Below are 18,804 nucleotides of genomic sequence, written 5' to 3'. Positions count from 1 at the left end.
GATTATAAACTACTAATATTTGCCATTCGTCATTGTTTAAATCCTTATGACATATAAAGCAGCATTCTAAAAATTTCACACAAACCTCCCCCCAAAAAAATCAAGACATGTTTTTGCTTGATTTATCATATGAAAGAAAGGTTGTATTAGTGTGTTATTACACATCATAAATATACAGGGTCATCTTTGGTTCATTCTTAACCTTCTTTAAGCCGAACAATAATCCTCTTTCTTTTAATGTCCTATTTAAAAAATCAACAATCTTATAAAAGTCTTCACTTTCTTGAATTGTAATTGAAGCAATAATTGTTAGTTTATCATTAGATTCCACTATTTTGGACGGTACCTCCCATTTTAATTTCTGCTGCCTCTGATTAATGAGAAACCTTCAGCCCTGGTAGCTTCATTAGTTTTAAAAATTCCCCTTACAGCACTTGTAAGTGTCATGGAACCTGCCTTTTTAATTCCGCGCATTGTCATGCACATATGTTCTGCTTCTATTACCACCATTACGCCACGCGGTGTAAGCTTGTCCATAAGTGTATCGGCAACTTGACTTGTTAATCTTTCTTGAAGCTGGGGTCTTTTAGCAAATGTCTCCACTACCCTGGCCAGCTTACTTAATCCCGTTATTTTACCACTTCTTGGAATATATGCAACATGGGCAAATCCATAAAAGGGTAAGAGATGATGTTCACACATGGAATAAATGGGTATATCTTTTACTAAAATCATTTCTTCGTGGTTTTCAGCAAAGGTAACGCTCAGGTGATCTGCTGCATTTTGTTTTAGTCCGCAGAATATTTCTTCATACATTCTTGCAACCCTATCAGGGGTGTCAAATAGACCTTCCCTTTGGGGGTCTTCTCCTATTGCTTCTAAAATTAATTTTACGCCTTTGGCAATTTTTTCTCTGTCCATTTTTCATCCTCCATAAAGTCGTAAGCCACATTTGATACCTGCTTAATTATACCCAAATACATCTGCAAATTCAAATATACAGAAAAAATTGCTTTCCTATTCATTTGCATTTTGAACAATAGCCATAGAATTTAAGTTTGTGGTCTAATACTTCAAAATCCTTTTTTTCAGAAATTGTCTTTTCTAAAACATCCAGCAAATCATCATTAAATTCTATGACCTTACCACATTTTAAGCAGATTAAATGGTGATGATGGTGTTCATCATGACTGGAAAATTCATAACGGGCTTTGCCATCATCAAAGTTCATTTTTTGCAAAATGTCAATATCTGCTAATAATTCTAGAGTTCTGTAAACAGTTGCTAGTCCTATTTCAGGATAATGATGCTTGACAATCTGATAAATATCCTCTGCACTTAAGTGTTTTTCTTCGTTATCCAATAAAACTTTTAAAATTGTTTTTCTTTGTGGGGTAAGTTTATATTCCTTTTCTTGTAGTTTTTGACAAATATCTTCTAAAGAATTTTTCACTTTTAGTTTACTCCTTTATATTTATTTAATGGTAATAACAAACACAAGCACCTCTTAAATAACCATGGTTTCCCATTTGCCGCATCTGCTTCCCCATCTTGCAATTATCTGCTCATTATTTTTGATGTTTATAACTTCACATAAGTTAGAACACCCGGTGCATTCAAAACTAGAAGCATCATACTCTAATTCGCTGACCTGAAACCCTTTAAATTTGGTGTTAGTATTATTTACTTTGACATGCTGTTTAGCAAGAAGAGCGGCACCAATGGCACCCATAACAGCAAAGTTTGGTGGTATTACAATATCCTTTTTAAGCTGTTCTTCGAAAGCCTTATGGATTCCCTTATTTGCTGCAACTCCTCCCTGGAATACAATGGTTGGTTGTATCTCCTTGCCTTTACCAACATTATTGAGGTAATTTCTTACAAGGGCATCGCATAAACCCTTAATAATGTCTTCTTTTTTGTGACCCATTTGTTGTTTATGGATCATATCGGATTCAGCAAAAACTGTACATCTACCAGCTATTCTAACCGGTACTGTGGACTTTAATGCCATTTCTCCAAAACTTTCTATAGGTATTCCCAGGCGCGAGGCCTGTTGGTCCAAGAAGGAACCTGTTCCTGCAGCACATACTGTGTTCATGGCAAAGTCAACCACTATACCATCTCTTAAAATAATAATTTTGGAATCCTGACCTCCAATTTCTATTACAGTTTGTGCATCTGGAACCTCCCTGGAAGCAGCAACAGCATGGGCAGTAATTTCGTTTTTGATTATGTCGGCTCCAATTATAACACCTGCCAGGATTCTTCCACTTCCTGTAGTACCCACACCCATAACTTCAACGTTATTTGGTAATTTTTCTTCAATATGCTTCAGGCCCCTGGTAATTGCATTGATAGGGTTACCTTGAGTTCGTAAATAAAGTGACTCAGCAACATTTAAAACTTCGTCTAACACAACAATATTTGTACTGACAGAACCCACGTCAACTCCCAAGAAGCATTTCACGTGATTTTCCTCCCTTTACAGAACGTTGGTGAAGCATTAAGTCAATAAAGGCTTCAAGTCTTGTTTGAACACCTGCTTTTGCAGTTTGTTCATCAATTGTTAGAGAAAGAACAGGTATTCCATAATCCTTTGTAATCTGCGGAATTATGCTTTTTGCTACTATTTCTGGAATACATGTAAAAGGAGCTAATTGTATCACTCCATCATAACCACTTTTTGCATAAAATACTGTTTCTCCTATTGAAATTATTCCATGCCCTCCAACTTTTTGGTTGAGATAAGGAGGGGCACATGCTATTACGTCTAATTCACCTTTTCCATTAGCAGCATTGTCCTTTGTCCACTGGGTTAAATAGATGGAACGATGTGTTTCAACACCCATTTCACCAAGTAATACCTGAATGTCAAAGTTCATGAAGGGTTCAATGACAACATAAATTTCGCCTATTATTCCTACCTTTAAAGGTGTTCTAGACCTATCCTGCTCTACCTCATCGAGAATATTAATTCCTTGATGCCTGGCTTCTTCCAATTCGTCAGGGGTTTGGGCCTGTGCTATTAGTGTTAATACTTTATTAAAGTTTCTGGTTGTTTGACCTTTAATTACCTCATAGGGTCTGATTTTGTGTGAGTAAGCCTCTACCATGTCCAGGACTTTCAGTTTAGACCAGCCAAATTTAAATTCTTGGATAAATCTATACCAGCTAATTTTATTGGGTTTAATAATCCTATTTATATTGTTAATAAATTCCATGGGCTTTTTTAAAGGAGCATCTAAAATAACCATTTCAAAATCATAACCTGCATCCTTTAAAATTTTTTCGTGAAGCATTCCGTAGAGACCTGCTCTACATGGACCGTGTCCCCCAGAAGATATGATCATTTCAGCACCTTTTTCCAGAACCTCCACGTATGTTCCCATAAGGACTTTAAAGGGTATACATGCAAACTCCGGTGAATACTGAACTCCGTAGCTTAAGGTTTTTTTGCTGGGGGTAGGGGGAATTATAGGTTCATGACCTAATCTTTCTACGAATTGCTTAAAAGCGATATGTGAAGTTCCCATATGAGGAAATGAAACTTTCAATTAAAACCCCTCCGTATTTTTAACATGTCTACAAATGCCTCTAATCGTGTTAATATGCCTGCCTCACCTGTATGTTCATCAATTGTGATACTAATGTATGGTACATTATGGCTTTTACATTCTAGTTCCATTAATTTGTCCAGCATGGCGTCAGGGCCGCAGCCAAAAGCAGTAACATGTATAATACCATCCATCCTCTTATCTTTTAAATAATAATATGTGGATCTCATAACAATATTGCTATAGTACCAGAATAACTCTTTTGGCAGGACATTTCTATATTTTTTTTGCTTGCTGTGGGGTACCATTTCACAAGTCCATATATTAACACCCATTTTTTCAAGGTTTTCCAGCATGTTCACAGTAATATAGGAATCATAAACCTGATAGGGATAACCCAATATTGCCAGGTTAATTCCCCATGCTTTTTCCTTTACCTCAGCGGTTTTATTTTCTGCAATAATATCAATTGCCTCTTTAGGGAGGACACCAGATACCAGCAGCTTTTCATATTTAAATTGGGTCTTCATGGCTTTAAATATTGCCTTATAAACCTCTTTTTTTGTTGCGCCTAATTGTTGGCCCAATGACTTTAATACCTTATATATTTGCCAAAAGCCATGCTTAAGCTCTATCTGTGGGGAAAGAATTTTTGGTACATTTTCAATTGAGTACTGTACCATTTCAGGCAGACCTAAAAACTTGGGGCAAAAGGTTTCATCCTTAACAATACTAACCATTCTGGGAATGAAAACAAGATCAACTTTTCCTATTAAAGCACTTACATGACCATGTAAGATTTTTATGGGAATACATGCATCGGTAACAGTATCTTTAACACCGCTTTCAAGTATATTTTTTGATGTCTTTGGGGAGATAATCACCTCATGACCAAGAGAATTAAAGAAGCTTTTCCATAATAGAAAATGTGTATAATACGTAAGGGTGGCTGGATATCCAATTTTCATTAATGCTTCCTCCATGTCTATAATAAAAGGCTGTATACTAGTAAATTACCTGTTTTTAATTCGACATCCATTTATAAAAACCTTTCAGTTAGCCAGTGATTTTAAGATATAAAAAGCATAATTGTGGTTTTGCGGCATACAATCTAACAAAATATGTTTTGGGGAGGTTTTAATATGCCATCTCTTAGAAATATACCAAGATTAACTAGTTTTAAGTTCCATCCTATTTTAAATGGATTACTAAATAGTGTCATTCTTGCAATAGCACTTTCGGTAATTCTTGGGATAATCTTTTTCTTCACACCAATGCAGGAAACCATGCTTTCTGCATTATCGGCTGTGATTATTGTTGTAAGCGTTTTTTGGGGAGGACGAATTACAGCCAAGAGTGTTGGGTCAAAAGGTCTTTTATTTGGTGCTAGTGTTGGGTTAACTTTTTTTGTTTTAACAGGCATCATAGCTATTTTTGATGGCACAACCATAACCTTTTCAGCCATTGTAAAGCAATTAGGGTTGTGTTTAGTGGCAGGTGCCCTTGGAGGCATCTTTGGAGTATCAGAAAAATAATAGTATATACAAAAAGAGGGCGGTTAAGGAACTGCCCTCTTTTAGTTTTTATCACTTCTTTATTGCTTTAGAATTTTTCTCAAAATATTCTTTAGAAAACCTGGAACCGGAATAAAATAGACTTTCATGTCCTTCCCCTCCTTGACTGAAGTTCTCTATTATCTTATTCAAGTTAAGAGGAAAGGTGAAAAAATCTCTTATTTAATATTTGGTAAAAGGAACCTTTATAATGATATACTACAATACATGAAAATACTGCAACCAGAAACAGCTCAATTAATGTATAACTCTTACTGTATATAACAATAGGAACTGCTGCAGCTCCTGTCAGGAAGCTGGCTGCACTTTGATATCGACTTAAAAGTAACAATGACATATATATTAGAAAGATAATTTTAAAAATTTCCATGTTGACAACTAAAAAAATACCTAGGAAAATGCTCATACCTCTTCCATAAAATAAATCACTCAAGGGATTTGCAAGCCATAAGGCAATTAGAATGATGATTAATAAGGTATTTCCATGAAGATCCAGCAGGTTCAAATAGTAATATAGTGCTGGTGCTTTTAAAAAATCTAGCAAAGGTAGAAAATATGATACATGACCCCATACACCATAACACTTTTTAAGATCATAATAATCCATGAATAAATCTCTATGGGAAAAGAAAACCCTTGTAAATATCTTTTTTATGGGAATAATGCCAATGGCCAAGGTTATTAAAATAGAAATTATTAAATCCATAAAAAACTCCCTGTAGACAAGCTTTAATATATGTCTATGCAGGGAGTTTTTATATAAGTACAAGTATTTAGAATCTAATCATCTTAGGAATTGCTTAAGAACTGTTCTCTTCCTTCTATATATAAATCTCCTCCATGGCAGTCGTTTACAACTACAGCAGGAAAATCTTTTACAACCAGCTCTCGTATAGCCTCGGGGCCTAAATCTTCAAAGGCAATTAATTTGGCAGATATTATTGACTTTGATATGACCGCTGCTGCTCCCCCTACACCGGCAAAATAAACTCCCTTGTACTTGGAAATGGCATCCTTTACATTCTGGGATCGCAAGCCTTTTCCTATCATTCCCTTTAATCCTAATTTTAATAATTCTGGTGCATAGGCGTCCATTCTTGTACTAGTGGTTGGTCCGGCTGAACCAATTACCCTGCCAGGTTTTGGGGGAGTTGGCCCTACATAGTAGATTACCTGTCCTTTTATATCAAAGGGAAGCTCTTCTCCCTTTTTTAGCATGTCAATCATTCTTTTGTGAGCTGCATCTCTGGCTGTATAAATTGGTCCAGAAATTAATACTTTGTCACCTGTTTTTAGCTTACAAACAGTTTCAGTGTCCAGGGGTGTACTAATTCTAATCTCTTCCATAGTATAAACTCCTCCCTATAATACAACTTTTCCATGTCTTGCTGCATGGCAGTTTAAGTTTACAGCAACTGGAAAACTGGCTATATGGCATGGCATTACATCAATGTGTACTCCAATGACTGTGGTTGTGCCGCCAAAACCCGATGGGCCAATGCCAGTTTTGTTTAATTCAGATAATAATTCTTTTTCTAGTCTTGCAGCAGTTTCATCTTTACTAGGTTCACCTAGCTTTCTCATTAAGGCTTTTTTTGCTAAAATTGCACAGGTTTCAAAGTTCCCGCCTACTCCAATGCCTACTACTAGTGGTGGGCATGGGTTAGGGCCTGCTTTATCCACAGTTTCAATTACAAACTTTTTTATACCTTCTATTCCCTCTGATGGAGTAAGCATGGCAAGACGACTCATGTTTTCACTGCCTCCACCCTTGGCTGCAATTGAAACTGCAAGCCTATCACCAGGTACTATCTGGGTGTGAATGATTGGAGGGCAATTATCGCCAGTATTAGCCCTTGTAAAGGGATTGCACATTGATTTCCGTAGGTAGCCTTCTAAATAGCCCTTTCGTACCCCTTCTTCAACAGCTTCTGTTAGGTTTCCGCCCTTTATTATTACATCTTGGCCTAGCTCTATAAAGACAACAGCTGTACCAGTATCTTGACACATGGGAACCTGCTCATCCTTGGCTATTTTTGCATTTTTAATTAATAATTCTAAAACTTCTCTTCCCACAGGAGATTTCTCAGCAGCAAGCGATTTGGTAAAGCTATCTATAACGTCCTCGTCTAATTCATAATTGATTTTTATACATAGTTCAGCAATAGCATTTACAATTTCTTTGAATTCTATTTTTCTCATTAGCTTCTCCTCCAATACTATTCTCTTTCACAAAGCTCAATTAAGACACCATTGGTATCCTTTGGATGTAAGAAAGCGATTTTTGCTCCTCCTGCCCCATATCTTGGCTTTTCATCGATTACACGAATTCCCTTGAATTTAACCTCTTCAAGGGCTTCTTTTATGTTAGTTACTCTTAAAGCCATGTGCTGAATACCCTCACCCCTTTTTGCCAAATACTTTGCGACGGGTCCTTCTGGATCTGTACTTTCTAGTAATTCAATCTTGCTGTTGCCAGTTGGTATAAAGGCTACCTTAACCTTTTGCTCTTCAACCACTTCTATACCTGAAACCTCTAACCCAAAAACCTCTTCATAAAGCTTTTTGGCTTCATCAATATTGGATACAGCTATACCAATGTGATCTATTTTGCTTATCATAAAAAATCTCCTTACCAATTATATTTGAACATTATTCTTAATAAACTCAACCACCTTGGAGGTGGGCGTCCCTGGTGTAAAAATTTCTTTAACCCCAACTTTTTTAAGGTCAGGAATATCTTCTGCCGGTATTACTCCACCAAGTAATACCATTATATCAGAAGCTTCACTTTCCTTAAGCTTTTCAACAATGGGGGGCATCAAGTGCATATGTGCTCCTGAAAGGCAGCTTATTCCTATTACCTGTACATCCTCCTGTAAAGCTGTCATAACTATTTGTTCTGGTGTTTGTCTAAGGCCTGTATATATCACTTCCATACCAGCATCTCTTAAGGCCTGGGCAATTATCTTTGCACCTCTATCGTGTCCATCTAATCCAGCCTTGGCTACTAGAACTCTAATATGTTTATCCATAATCCAGTGGAACCTCCCCTATTAAAAATTGATCCTTTGTTCATATTCTCCATAAACATCTCTAAGAACTCCGCACATTTCACCCAAAGTAGCATAATTCTTTACAGCCTCTAAAATATAAGGTATTAGGTTATCTGTGGTGCTGGCAGCTTCTTTTAACCTTTCTAAACAAGCAGATACCTTTTGAGAATCCCTGTTTGATTTAACACCCTGCAGCTTTTGTAATTGTCTTTGGGCAATTTCTGGATCTAATTTTTGTAAGTCAGTTGGAGGTTTTTCATCAATTACGTACTTGTTAACTCCAATTACTACCTTTTCATTACTTTCAACAGATCTTTGATATTTATAGGCATTATCCTGTATTTCCCTTTGAATAAAGCCTTCTTCAATTGCTTTAGGAGACCCACCTAACTCATCAATTCTCTTAATGTATTCCACAGCCTGTTTTTCAATTTCATTTGTAAGTTTTTCAATAAAATAAGAACCGGCAAGGGGATCAACACTGTCTGCAACCCCTATTTCTTCTGCAATAACCTGTTGTGTTCTAAGGGCTATTAAAACGGAATGTTCATTAGGAAGAGCAAGGGCTTCATCCTTGGAATTGGTGTGCAGGGACTGTGTTCCTCCAAGAACCGCACTTAAAGCTTGATACGCAACCCTCATAATATTTACATCCGGCTGTTGAGCAGTTAAGGTGCTGCCCCCTGTCTGGGTATGAAAGCGCAGCATCATAGATTTAGGGTCCTTGGCTCCAAACCTTTCCTTCATAATTCTAGCCCAAAGTCTTCTGGCGGCTCTATATTTGCAGACCTCTTCAAAGAAGTTTGTATGTGCATTGAAAAAGAAGGACAAGCGAGGGGCAAAATCATCCACATCTAATCCGGCTTTAACAGCAGCTTCTACGTAAGCTATGCCGTTTGCCAGGGTAAATGCTATTTCCTGAACTGCATTTGCTCCTGCTTCCCGTATATGATAACCGCTAATGCTGATTGTATTCCAGTTTGGCACATTTTTTGAACAGTAAGCAAAGATATCTGTGATTAGCTTCATAGATTCTTTTGGAGGGAATATATAGGTTCCCCTGGCTACATATTCCTTTAATATATCATTTTGGATTGTCCCAGATATTTTATCAGTAGAAACCCCCTGTTTTTCGGCCACGACAATATACATGGCAAGCAATATAGCTGCTGGAGCATTAATAGTCATGGAGCAGCTCACCTTATCCAGGGGAATCCCATCAAAAAGAATTTCCATATCAGCCAGGGAGTCTATTGCAACACCGACCTTGCCAATTTCTCCCATGGCAAGATAATGGTCAGAATCATACCCTATTTGTGTGGGCAAGTCAAAAGCAACACTCAGGCCAGTTTGCCCTTGTTTCAACAAGTATTTAAACCTAGTATTTGTTTCCTCCGCAGTTCCAAAACCTGCATATTGGCGCATTGTCCAATATCTACCCCTGTACATTGTAGGCTGGACTCCTCTTGTATAGGGATATTCGCCAGGCATTCCAAGGCTATCTAGATAGTCGAAGCCATCTAAATCAAGGGGGGTATATGTTCTTTGAATAGGAATGTTTGATTCTGTAAAAAAGTTTTCCCTTCTTTCAGGCCTTTTGGACACAAAATTATTTGTTTTTTCATGCCAATTATGGAACTGCTCAGCCAAGTCTTGTTTTCTTTCTTCTCCCATGATTACAGTCCTCCTAGTGGAACATTATTTCTAATTATTAATGGTACCTGGGAAGGCTCGGAAGCAACAAAAACTCCTGCATTTTCTAATGCCTTGACTTTAGCTTCAAAGGTACCCATTCCCTTTTCTATGATGGCTCCCGCATGGCCCATTCTTTTGCCGGGGGGTGCACTTTTACCAGCTAGATATGCTACAACTGGCTTGGTAATGTGCCTTTTGATATATTCAGCGGCATCCTCCTCTGCTGTACCACCAATTTCTCCAATTAACACAATCGCTTTAGTATCCTCATCCTTTTGGAATTTTTCTAAAATCTCAGGGAATGTCAGGCCTGTTATTCTATCTCCTCCTAGTCCAACTACTGTTGAGGTACCTAATCCATTCTTGTATAGGTTCCCCACTATCTCATAGCTAAGAGTTCCACTTCTGCTGACAACCCCTACTGGCCCAGGTTGAAAGTACTGACTGGGCATAATTCCAACCTTGGATAATCCAGAGCTTACAATACCGTAGGTGTTAGGGCCTAATATAGTAGCTCCCTTTTTTTGTGCAGCATTCATGACAATAACTGCATCCTTCAGTGGAATATGCTCAGTTATTAATACAATCATTGAAACCTGGTTATAAATGGCTTCAAGGGCAGCATCCCTGGCGTAAGCTGCCGGGACAAACAGGATGCTTACATCAATGCTTCCTTGATGCTGCCTAACCATGGAAACACTATCATAAACAGGTACGTCATGGATTTTAGTGCCACCCTTGCCAGGAGATACTCCACCTATAATGTTTGTTCCATAGTCTAACATCTGTTTGCAGTGAAATGACCCCTGGTGACCAGTAATACCTTGGATAATAACTCTAGATTCTTTATTTAGCAGTATTGCCATGCTAAGCCCCCCTTACCTTTTGAACAATTGTTTTTGCTGCCAGTTCCATATCAGAATAGGCTTCAATTCCAGCATTTCTAAGTAAATCCAGGGCTTTGTCCTGATTTGTACCTATTAATCTTATAACTACAGGTACTTTAATATCTAGCTCCTCTCTGACTTTAAGAAAAGCTCTAGCAACATCATCTGTTCTGGTTATCCCACCAAATATGTTGATAAAAATGCCTTTCGGGTTAGTGGAAAGTAACAATTCCAGTGCTCTTTTTGTTTGCTCCTCATTGGCCCCGCCACCTGCATCTAAAAAGTTGTTAGGGCTACCTCCATATTCCTGTATTAAATCTAAAGTTGCCATGGTTATTCCGGCACCATTAGCCATAATGGCAATGTCACCATCTAACTGTACATATGAGAGGCCAATTTCATGGCATTTTCTTTCTATTTCGTTTTTTTCATCATTCAAGGGCAGGGTATTCTGTCTAAAAAGTGCATCATCATCTATGACAATTTTTGCATCCGCAGCTATAAATTTTTCCTTTGAAAGAACTAATGGGTTAACCTCCACAAGCTCTGCGTCTTTATCTATGAAAATATCTACCAGATTAACCAGCATTGATGAAAATGTATTAATTTGCTTACCCTTAATACCCGCTTGGATAGCTATTTCTCTTCCTTGATACGGCTCAAGCCTGGTGTTTGGCTCAAGGTAGGTTTTTATGATAAGCTCTTCAGCAACTTCTTCAATATCCATTCCACCCTGAGAAGATACTAGTATTACTGGTCTTTTCATTTTATAGTCATAGGTTATTGCAGCATAATACTCCTTTTCTATGGACAACTTTTCTTCAACAAGTAAGTAATCAACACTAAATCCAAGATAGTTCTTGGAAAACAAATCCTTAGCAATATTTTTTGCTTCCTCGGGGCTAGATGCAAACTGAATGCCGCCGGCCTTACCTCTTTTGCCAGATAAAATTTGTATCTTTAAAACCGATTCCCCAATTTCTCCAGCAATATCAAAAGCTGCATCTGGGCTGCTTGCAACATTTCCCCGGGGTACTTCTATGCCTGCTCTTTTAAATATTTCCTTTCCCTGGTACTCAAAAAGCTTCATGGCTACACCTCCCTTAAATATTTGCTATAATCTTATACAATCTTAACAAAAATATATGTTTAAAAAGGAGTTCCGGGGAACTCCTTATAATATTTTTATACATGCCAGGAATCTAAATAACGAATTTGTTCATTAGTTAAACAATCTATATTGATACCTAGAGTGCTAAGACCTAGATTGGCAACCCTTTTATCAATATCTTCCGGTACAGGGTAAACACCTGGTTCAAGCTCATCCTTCTTTTGCATTACATATTGTAAGCACAGAGCTTGCAAAGCAAAGGTCAAGTCCATAATTTCAGCTGGATGGCCATCTCCAGCTGCAAGGTTAACAAGCCTACCTTCGGCTAATAAATATACGCTTTTACCGTTATTTAGAATATATTGTTCAACATTTGGTCTAACATCCCTTTTTTCAGAAGATACTTCTAATAAATCCCCCTTTGATATCTCAATATCAAAATGTCCAGCATTAGCTAAGATAGCACCATCATTCATCTCCAAAAAGTGCTCTTTGCGAATTACATTGCAGTTACCAGTTACAGTAATGAAAAAATTTCCAATACTAGCTGCTTCTTGCATTGGCATTACCCTGAAACCATCCATATGTGCCTCTATTGCCTTTATTGGGTCTACTTCTGTTACAATCACTTTGGCCCCTAGGCCTTTAGCTCGCATTGCAACACCCTTACCGCACCAACCATATCCCACAACAACAACGTTCTTACCAGCAACTACTAGATTTGTGGTACGGTTAATCCCATCCCATACTGATTGACCTGTTCCATATCTATTATCAAATAAATACTTACAGTAAGCATCATTAACCGCCATCATGGGAAATTTGAGCTGATTCTCCCTGCTCATTACCTTTAATCTTAAAATACCAGTAGTAGTTTCTTCACAGCCACCAATTATTTCTTTGAGCTGATCTAAACGTTCTTTATGTAGTAGCGCCACAAGGTCTCCACCATCGTCGATTATTAAATCAGGCTTAAAATCAAGGGCAGCATTTAGATGCATGTAGTATTCTTGGTCAGCTGCACCATGCCATGCATATGCCCTTATGCCGTCCTGTACAAGAGCTGCTACCACATCATCCTGGGTTGAAAGGGGATTACTTGCAACCACAGTTACTTCCGCACCGCCGGCTTTTATTACCTGGGCCAAATAGCCTGTTTTGGCCTCAAGGTGTAAGCAAATTACTACCCTACGGCCTTTAAAGTACTGTTTAACCCGAAATTCACTTTCAAGCTGGTTTAAAATGGGCATATGCTTTCTTACCCACTGCAGTTTTTTAACACCTTGTGGAGCTAGTTTTAAGTCTCGTATCATGGATTCTTTCATCAAGTTCACCTCGTCTTTTTTATAACATCTTTGCCATTTCATAGACTGTAAAGCTTGCAGCAAAAGCAAAATCCTCAGTATGAAGGTATTCATTTGCGGTTTCATCAAACAAGACTGTTGCATTTGGGGGGAATTCATCATCCCCTTTCCATAAAACATAAGTAATTGGTATACATGGGAATATGTTAATAGTTACACTGTAGTCTCCCTTATCACTTTCTATCCCACCTAATCTCTTGCCTGCTTCTATTAGTTTGTGCGGATTTTTACCAAATATTTTTATTAAGGGTAGGATTGTTCGTTTTTTAAAGGGTTCAAAATAAATATCTCCTCCTGATAAATCCTTGTATGAAATATTATTTCCAGTTAAAGGATTACCAGAGGCTCTAGCCAAATAATGGAGCATTAAAATTTTCCAAATAATAGGGACATCATCAGGACTATTGACAAAGTGTATTTCTCCACTAGGATGAACTACAGTAAACTCCCTTCCCATGAAAGGGACCAAAAAACTTTTGCTTTCAGTGTTAAAGCTGCACCTGCTTTTCCATGCCATTTCTACTGGGCTTTTACACTGAAAGTTTTCCATAGCTATTTTTAAAGTTGTTTCTAGATTATGATTTTGATTTGGTATCTTGGTCATAATGTCTCCTTTATGGTAATAATACTTTTTTGATAATATTACATCATAAAAAACCATAGGGCAATATTTTGAGAGTATAATGTATCGGTATACATATATGTTTTATGTATGGGGACATACCTCTTTTAATGTCTAGCTTTCAGGCTGGGGAATGCCCCCAACTTATGTTAGTTGAAGATCCAGGTGCTTAGTGACTTAGCTATCGGATAAAGTTGACTAAACTATAACTACTAATATATAATGATTAAGCATAGTTAAGTGCCCGTAGCTCAGTAGGATAGAGTAATGGAATCCGAGTCCAGGGGTCGCAGGTTCGAATCCTGTCGGGCACGCCATAGTTTCAAATAAATAAACGACAAACCTTAGACAGTTTGTCGTTGTGTTGTGTTAGCCTGTTTTTATGCAATAGATCTCCTGGTTAGCAGCATTTTTTAATCACTGTAACCATATCATTATTATTAACAAGACATGCATTAGCTTCATCAGTATCTATATGGAATTCCAAAACGAAGCTAGGCTTAACCCTTACTAAAACATTATGGAAAGTTAATGCTCTAATGCCATCCACATGCACGCTTACTCTATCACCATCTTTTACATCAAAAACCTCAGCATCCTTAGGGGACATATGAATATGGTGATCAGCAACTATAACTCCTTCTTTTAGTTCAACCTCTCCCTGGGGACCAACAAGAATACACCCAGGAGTTCCCTCTACCTGCCCTGATTGTCTAACAGGAGCATTTATTCCTAATTTGAAGCCATCAGTTCTAGATATCTCAACCTGACTTGCTGGCCTAACTGGGCCAAGAATACGTACTTTTTCTATGCTTCCCTTTGGACCTTTAACAGTTACTGTTTCATCAGCTGCAAATTCTCCAGTTTGAACAAGATCCTTAATGTTTGTCAATTCGTAGCCTTCACCAAATAGTTTCTCTAAATCTTCTTTGCTTAAATGTATGTGCCTGTTAGAAATGCCTATAGGTACTTGTAGTTGATTCATTTATATCCTCCTCCAAGAGTTTTACGGTTATCCTATAATAACTTCCATTAGTCGTAAAAATACTTCCATACTTTGTAATTATACCTTGATGCATATTGTATTTTCAACCTTTTTAAGATATTAGCATATAGTAAATTAGTGAAAGTTTTCACACCTGCTGAAGTTTTTCTTTGATTTCCTTTAGTTTGCTTGTTATTTCACAATTTAAAATAACTTTAGCATGAGGATCCCATTGGGTTTCTGTTCTGTTTATAATGGCAAGGTGTTTCACCTTATCAGGCAGGTAAGCAGCTGGATAGACCTGAAGGCTTGACCCAATAATTATCATTAGATCACAGCCTGTTAAAACTTGTTGTGCTTTATAGTACTCATCATCCATGGCATCTTCAAAGAGTACAATATTGGGTCTCAGGCTAAAACCACATGATGAACATCTGGGAGGAATAATACTTTTATCTACCTGCTCAATTAACTCATTCATAGGTTTTTTTTCAGAACAATTTTCGCATCTGCAAAAGTTTACACTCCCATGTATTTCAATGACGTGTTTTGAGCCTGCCTTTTGGTGAAGTCCATCAATATTTTGTGTAATAACCCCATTAATGTATTTTTGTTCCTCCATCCAAGCCAAGGCTTTGTGCCCGTCATTAGGCTCAGCGGATAAAATGCTTTTATATCTGGGAATATTACTCTGATAAAAAAGACTGGGATTATTATATAGGACTGTTGCTGTACTTGTTTTCATGGGGTCAACCCTGTCCCAAAACCCGCCTGGACTTCGAAAATCTGGAATACCGCTATCTGTGCTTATACCAGCTCCAGTAAATACATATACTTTTTTACTGTCTTTTATTAAGGATACAAGTTTCGTAATTGGATCCTCAGTATGTTTTTTCCTTTTCATTAGGATCCCACCTAGCTATAATAATTTATTTTTAGGAGTTAGAAGGTATAAAATAAGTTTATAATAAAGTACCATTTTTTGCAAATGAAAGACTCTGCCAGCTACCCTCCATTTCTAGGCCTAATTCTTGAATTTCTTTTAGAAATCCCTTTGATATCCAGATATCTTCTAAATCCAGAGTATTTTTTATTCTTACTACCTTAGGATTATTATGACTGATGCCTTGAATACTTTCAAGTGCAGTAAAAATTGCCTCTTTGTCAGTATTCATAATAATTGGTATCATGGCCCTTTGAAGAAAGCCAGTAGTAAGGCAGTTTAAATAGGTTGAATAAAAATCAATCTTATCTACTAGCTTTTTAGTAACAAAATCTGCGAGACCAACTCCATTAGCATTTCCTTGGGATGCCTCTGCTAAATCTAATACGAGAATCCTCTTTATAAAGGGTTTATTGTTATAATTTCCGTTGTTAGTTCGCATTCTTCCAATTATATTTGTATCCATACCTGTTCCAGAATAGCATTTTCCCATTTCATTACATATTAATAAATCTATGTTTTCAAATGGCAGTCTGGGCATGTTTTCCTGTGCTACCTTGAGTAAGATTTTTTCTCTTTCAAAAATATTTTCGGGTGGAATTACTTCTATCTTATAAGCTTCTTTATAAGGATTTTCCACTATGGCGACTCCAAATATAATGGGAATTGTTTTTATAATATAAAGTCCAACATCCTTAATGAGAGAAGACATGTTTCCTTCACTGTTTTGATGAATATATTTTGCACCTATAGGTCCTCCTAAACCAATGGTTAGCATTTTTAATAAACCACTTTCTATTTCACCTCTGAAGGACGTATGGGGCTTAACCCTATTGAGTACGATTATTTTATCCATTTTTAGGGCATGACTCAGGCAGTTTACGGGTATGGCGTTGTTAATAAAGCCAATTATTGTAGTGTCTTCACAACCTAATATAGGGATATCATAGTTTTGTTCATTTATTGTAAGGGGACAATCTCCCCTACAGTAAAATCAAACTATTAGGACAATTTCACCTTCAGTAAGAAGTTTAGGTGGTTGGAAAGGGCACAGAACCACCCGTACCCTTTTTTATGATATATTAATATCATTATCAACACACAAAAACCAACCACAACCATTGTATTAGACATTGAGCTGCCTTTCAAGTGTTCCGCTGAGGATTTTAATAGAATCTATCAGGAACATTATCAAGGTACAATATCGCATACGTTTATTCGTGAAAGTTTGGGTCTTCCGGATAATATCAGGCTTAAGTTTAATGGTGGGTTTGAAAGATGGCTATTTCTTCTCGATGAAAATGATTGTATATACAAGGTTAGATTTGTAGTACAGACAGCGGTATGGTTTAACAACGAGTCGGACAAATGGCACTATATCAGCATATTTCCTAGTTTCATCAAGAAGTACTGCCAGCCAAGCCTTAATTTACTTGAGTACATTAGCTGCCAGGTAGGAGAGGGTGAGAATATATTTAGTCACATTGATGACCCGGAAGAAATCCTCGACAGCGAAGATCGTATAGTAAGGTCAATAAAACGGATAGAAAAAGATTGCAGAGAGTTTAACTACTTGGCATTACTTAACTCTAGATATGTATCCGTCTATAACAGACCACTTTTGGTATCAGATAAGCAGTATACAGAAACAAGAAGATTTAGTACACTGTTTAGCCTTGTATCAACAGCAAGGCAATTCTTCGGAAAACAGTATGGACTACTTAAACTTGTAAATACTGTAATCGTTGTATAATACCAACAGAGGCAAAGAATGCTTCTTAACTTCCAGTTAACAACAATAATGTAATACAATAGTATATTAGCTTAAAAAACCATTCATACTTTCCTTGTAAGACTGTTCTAAACCCATCCCAAACTTGCTCTTTTTGTCCCTTATCTAGATTAATTCCCCACTGTTTTAGTACTTTTTCTTAATTATTTAGTCCAGCAAGAATTTTACGTATCACGCTCCTGTATTGATGTAAGATATCATACACTCAGAACAAAACCTGGAGGTGTTACAAATGGGGGAACTCCCAATTAAGCGTGAAGATGCAGTTGCCTTTTTTAGATACCAGGTAATATCTGAGATGCTAGATGCAAAGCCTGGATTTATAGAAGCCACTGCTAAAAAACTTGCAAAGCAACAGTTTCATGATGCTCTAAACAAACGCATAGTTACCTTTTGCGAAAGAACGATTTTTAAGTACTACTCAAATTACAAAAAGCATGGATTTGATGGCCTAAAGCCCAAGATTAGAAGTGATAAGGGTACTCACCCTGGGATTGATGAAAAAGTAATCACAGATATCCTTGAATTAAAAAAGGAGCTTCCCAGTCGATCTGCAGCAAAGATTATCACCATGCTTACCCTAGCAGGTAAATTAGAAGAAAACTCTCTACATGTAAGAACCGTAAACAGGATCCTTAATCAGTATGGGTATACCAGAGATAGTCTAACTAAAGATAAAAGGCTATACATAAAACATGAAAAGGATAGAATCTGCGCCATGTGGCAGTCAGATGTCATGACAGCATTTTATATACCAGATGGTAACAATGGCAGAAAGCTCGCTTACCTTATTGGCATAATTGATGATCATAGTAGAAGGATTATGCACTCTGAGTTTTACTTAGACTCCAAATTACCAAGACTTGAAGATACATTGAAAAAAGCAGTGACAAAGTATGGTTCTAGTGATTCTCTTTATGTGGACAATGGAAAAATTTTTATATCAGAGCAGTTTAAGCTAATATGTGCAAGGCTTGGCATTAAGTTAAAGTTTGGAACCCCATACCACGCAGCTGGTCGTGGGAAAATTGAGAGGTACTGGAAAACTGTACAAGATTGTTTTATACCCGAGGTCAAAAAGCAGCCTGTTAAGTCTCTATCAGAGCTTAATGATCTGTATTTTGCCTGGATGAAGGTTGAGTATGATGATAAGCTCCACTCGTCTATTGGTATGTCACCTAAAAAAAGGTGGGATGAGTCATTAAATGCTGGCAATAA

22 protein-coding genes and 1 tRNA gene are annotated in these 18,804 nt (G+C 37.2%); 4 read left to right on the top strand and 19 right to left on the bottom strand.

Features of this window, described 5'->3' with window-relative positions; all coding sequences use genetic code 11:
- Nucleotides 1-157 precede the first annotated feature (157 nt).
- From K364_RS26120 to K364_RS0105925, 6 genes are all read right to left on the bottom strand, one after another.
- Complete coding sequence (locus tag K364_RS26120; RefSeq protein WP_156946414.1) at nucleotides 158-331, bottom strand: YpmA family protein; 174 nt, start codon at nucleotides 329-331, stop codon at nucleotides 158-160.
- Between the two features lie 23 nt (nucleotides 332-354).
- Nucleotides 355-921 (bottom strand): GTP cyclohydrolase I FolE, encoded by a 567-nt coding sequence (gene folE / locus K364_RS0105945; protein ID WP_028307251.1) that lies wholly within the window; start codon nucleotides 919-921, stop codon nucleotides 355-357.
- Between the two features lie 100 nt (nucleotides 922-1,021).
- Complete coding sequence (locus K364_RS0105940) at nucleotides 1,022-1,453, bottom strand: Fur family transcriptional regulator (protein ID WP_028307250.1); 432 nt, start codon at nucleotides 1,451-1,453, stop codon at nucleotides 1,022-1,024.
- A 54-nt stretch (nucleotides 1,454-1,507) separates the two neighbouring features.
- Entirely contained in the window at nucleotides 1,508-2,470 is a 963-nt protein-coding gene (locus K364_RS0105935; RefSeq protein WP_028307249.1) for an acyl-CoA dehydratase activase, read from the bottom strand.
- A complete protein-coding gene (locus K364_RS0105930) occupies nucleotides 2,448-3,557 on the bottom strand; it encodes a CoA protein activase (RefSeq protein ID WP_028307248.1) in 1,110 nt (369 codons plus the stop codon). Before K364_RS0105930 ends, K364_RS0105935 begins: the two co-directional genes overlap by 23 nt.
- Nucleotides 3,554-4,525 (bottom strand): acyl-CoA dehydratase activase-related protein, encoded by a 972-nt coding sequence (locus K364_RS0105925; RefSeq protein WP_028307247.1) that lies wholly within the window; start codon nucleotides 4,523-4,525, stop codon nucleotides 3,554-3,556. The genes K364_RS0105930 and K364_RS0105925 overlap by 4 nt, the downstream gene beginning before the upstream one ends.
- Nucleotides 4,526-4,699: 174 nt before the next feature.
- On the opposite strand from K364_RS0105925, the gene K364_RS0105920 reads away from it, so the two are divergent.
- The gene (locus tag K364_RS0105920; RefSeq protein WP_028307246.1) at nucleotides 4,700-5,092 is read left to right on the top strand and encodes a TIGR04086 family membrane protein; all 393 of its coding nucleotides are present in this window, start codon (nucleotides 4,700-4,702) and stop codon (nucleotides 5,090-5,092) included.
- 172 nt (nucleotides 5,093-5,264) lie between these two features.
- Here K364_RS0105920 and K364_RS0105910 read toward each other — a convergent pair whose 3' ends face one another.
- The 10 genes from K364_RS0105910 to K364_RS0105865 all read right to left on the bottom strand — a co-directional run bounded on the left by K364_RS0105910 (nucleotide 5,265) and on the right by K364_RS0105865 (nucleotide 13,848).
- Nucleotides 5,265-5,837 (bottom strand): glycerol-3-phosphate acyltransferase, encoded by a 573-nt coding sequence (locus tag K364_RS0105910; RefSeq protein WP_028307245.1) that lies wholly within the window; start codon nucleotides 5,835-5,837, stop codon nucleotides 5,265-5,267.
- Between the two features lie 83 nt (nucleotides 5,838-5,920).
- Nucleotides 5,921-6,478 carry a Fe-S-containing hydro-lyase gene (locus K364_RS0105905; RefSeq protein ID WP_028307244.1) on the bottom strand — a complete coding sequence of 186 codons (558 nt, stop codon included), beginning with the start codon at nucleotides 6,476-6,478 and terminating at the stop codon, nucleotides 5,921-5,923.
- 15 nt (nucleotides 6,479-6,493) lie between these two features.
- On the bottom strand, nucleotides 6,494-7,333 hold the full coding sequence (locus tag K364_RS0105900) for a fumarate hydratase (RefSeq protein ID WP_028307243.1): 840 nt from the start codon (nucleotides 7,331-7,333) through the stop codon (nucleotides 6,494-6,496).
- Between the two features lie 17 nt (nucleotides 7,334-7,350).
- A complete protein-coding gene (gene mce / locus K364_RS0105895; RefSeq protein ID WP_028307242.1) occupies nucleotides 7,351-7,752 on the bottom strand; it encodes a methylmalonyl-CoA epimerase in 402 nt (133 codons plus the stop codon).
- A gap of 18 nt (nucleotides 7,753-7,770) precedes the next feature.
- The gene (locus K364_RS0105890; RefSeq protein ID WP_035268261.1) at nucleotides 7,771-8,166 is read right to left on the bottom strand and encodes a cobalamin B12-binding domain-containing protein; all 396 of its coding nucleotides are present in this window, start codon (nucleotides 8,164-8,166) and stop codon (nucleotides 7,771-7,773) included.
- 21 nt (nucleotides 8,167-8,187) lie between these two features.
- Complete coding sequence (locus K364_RS0105885; protein ID WP_035268252.1) at nucleotides 8,188-9,861, bottom strand: acyl-CoA mutase large subunit family protein; 1,674 nt, start codon at nucleotides 9,859-9,861, stop codon at nucleotides 8,188-8,190.
- Nucleotides 9,862-9,863: 2 nt separating this feature from the next.
- Entirely contained in the window at nucleotides 9,864-10,748 is an 885-nt protein-coding gene (sucD, locus tag K364_RS0105880; protein ID WP_028307239.1) for a succinate--CoA ligase subunit alpha, read from the bottom strand.
- Between the two features lies 1 nt (nucleotide 10,749).
- The gene (gene sucC, locus K364_RS0105875) at nucleotides 10,750-11,859 is read right to left on the bottom strand and encodes an ADP-forming succinate--CoA ligase subunit beta (protein WP_028307238.1); all 1,110 of its coding nucleotides are present in this window, start codon (nucleotides 11,857-11,859) and stop codon (nucleotides 10,750-10,752) included.
- 95 nt (nucleotides 11,860-11,954) lie between these two features.
- The gene (locus tag K364_RS0105870; protein ID WP_035268250.1) at nucleotides 11,955-13,205 is read right to left on the bottom strand and encodes an adenosylhomocysteinase; all 1,251 of its coding nucleotides are present in this window, start codon (nucleotides 13,203-13,205) and stop codon (nucleotides 11,955-11,957) included.
- A gap of 19 nt (nucleotides 13,206-13,224) precedes the next feature.
- Nucleotides 13,225-13,848 (bottom strand): DUF3786 domain-containing protein, encoded by a 624-nt coding sequence (locus K364_RS0105865; protein ID WP_051533830.1) that lies wholly within the window; start codon nucleotides 13,846-13,848, stop codon nucleotides 13,225-13,227.
- Nucleotides 13,849-14,106: 258 nt separating this feature from the next.
- On the opposite strand from K364_RS0105865, the gene K364_RS0105860 reads away from it, so the two are divergent.
- Nucleotides 14,107-14,183, top strand: a tRNA-Arg gene (locus K364_RS0105860).
- Nucleotides 14,184-14,266: 83 nt separating this feature from the next.
- Here K364_RS0105860 and K364_RS0105855 read toward each other — a convergent pair.
- The 3 genes from K364_RS0105855 to K364_RS23000 all read right to left on the bottom strand — a co-directional run bounded on the left by K364_RS0105855 (nucleotide 14,267) and on the right by K364_RS23000 (nucleotide 16,650).
- The gene (locus K364_RS0105855; RefSeq protein WP_028307235.1) at nucleotides 14,267-14,851 is read right to left on the bottom strand and encodes a phosphate propanoyltransferase; all 585 of its coding nucleotides are present in this window, start codon (nucleotides 14,849-14,851) and stop codon (nucleotides 14,267-14,269) included.
- Between the two features lie 148 nt (nucleotides 14,852-14,999).
- A complete protein-coding gene (locus K364_RS0105850; protein WP_051533829.1) occupies nucleotides 15,000-15,755 on the bottom strand; it encodes an SIR2 family NAD-dependent protein deacylase in 756 nt (251 codons plus the stop codon).
- A gap of 58 nt (nucleotides 15,756-15,813) precedes the next feature.
- On the bottom strand, nucleotides 15,814-16,650 hold the full coding sequence (locus tag K364_RS23000; protein ID WP_035268247.1) for a hypothetical protein: 837 nt from the start codon (nucleotides 16,648-16,650) through the stop codon (nucleotides 15,814-15,816).
- 372 nt (nucleotides 16,651-17,022) lie between these two features.
- Between K364_RS23000 and K364_RS0105840 the strand changes: the two genes are divergently transcribed.
- Both K364_RS0105840 and K364_RS22995 read left to right on the top strand, forming a co-directional pair.
- Nucleotides 17,023-17,547, top strand: a complete 525-nt coding sequence (locus K364_RS0105840; protein WP_028307233.1) for a hypothetical protein — start codon at nucleotides 17,023-17,025, stop codon at nucleotides 17,545-17,547.
- A 271-nt stretch (nucleotides 17,548-17,818) separates the two neighbouring features.
- The coding region (locus tag K364_RS22995; protein WP_035268246.1) for a DDE-type integrase/transposase/recombinase at nucleotides 17,819-18,804 on the top strand (986 nt) is incomplete at its 3' end.

It is taken from the genome of Desulfitibacter alkalitolerans DSM 16504, from assembly GCF_000620305.1.
Taxonomy (GTDB): Bacteria; Bacillota; DSM-16504; order Desulfitibacterales; family Desulfitibacteraceae; genus Desulfitibacter; species Desulfitibacter alkalitolerans.
This window is presented reverse-complemented; position numbering and strand designations above follow the sequence as displayed.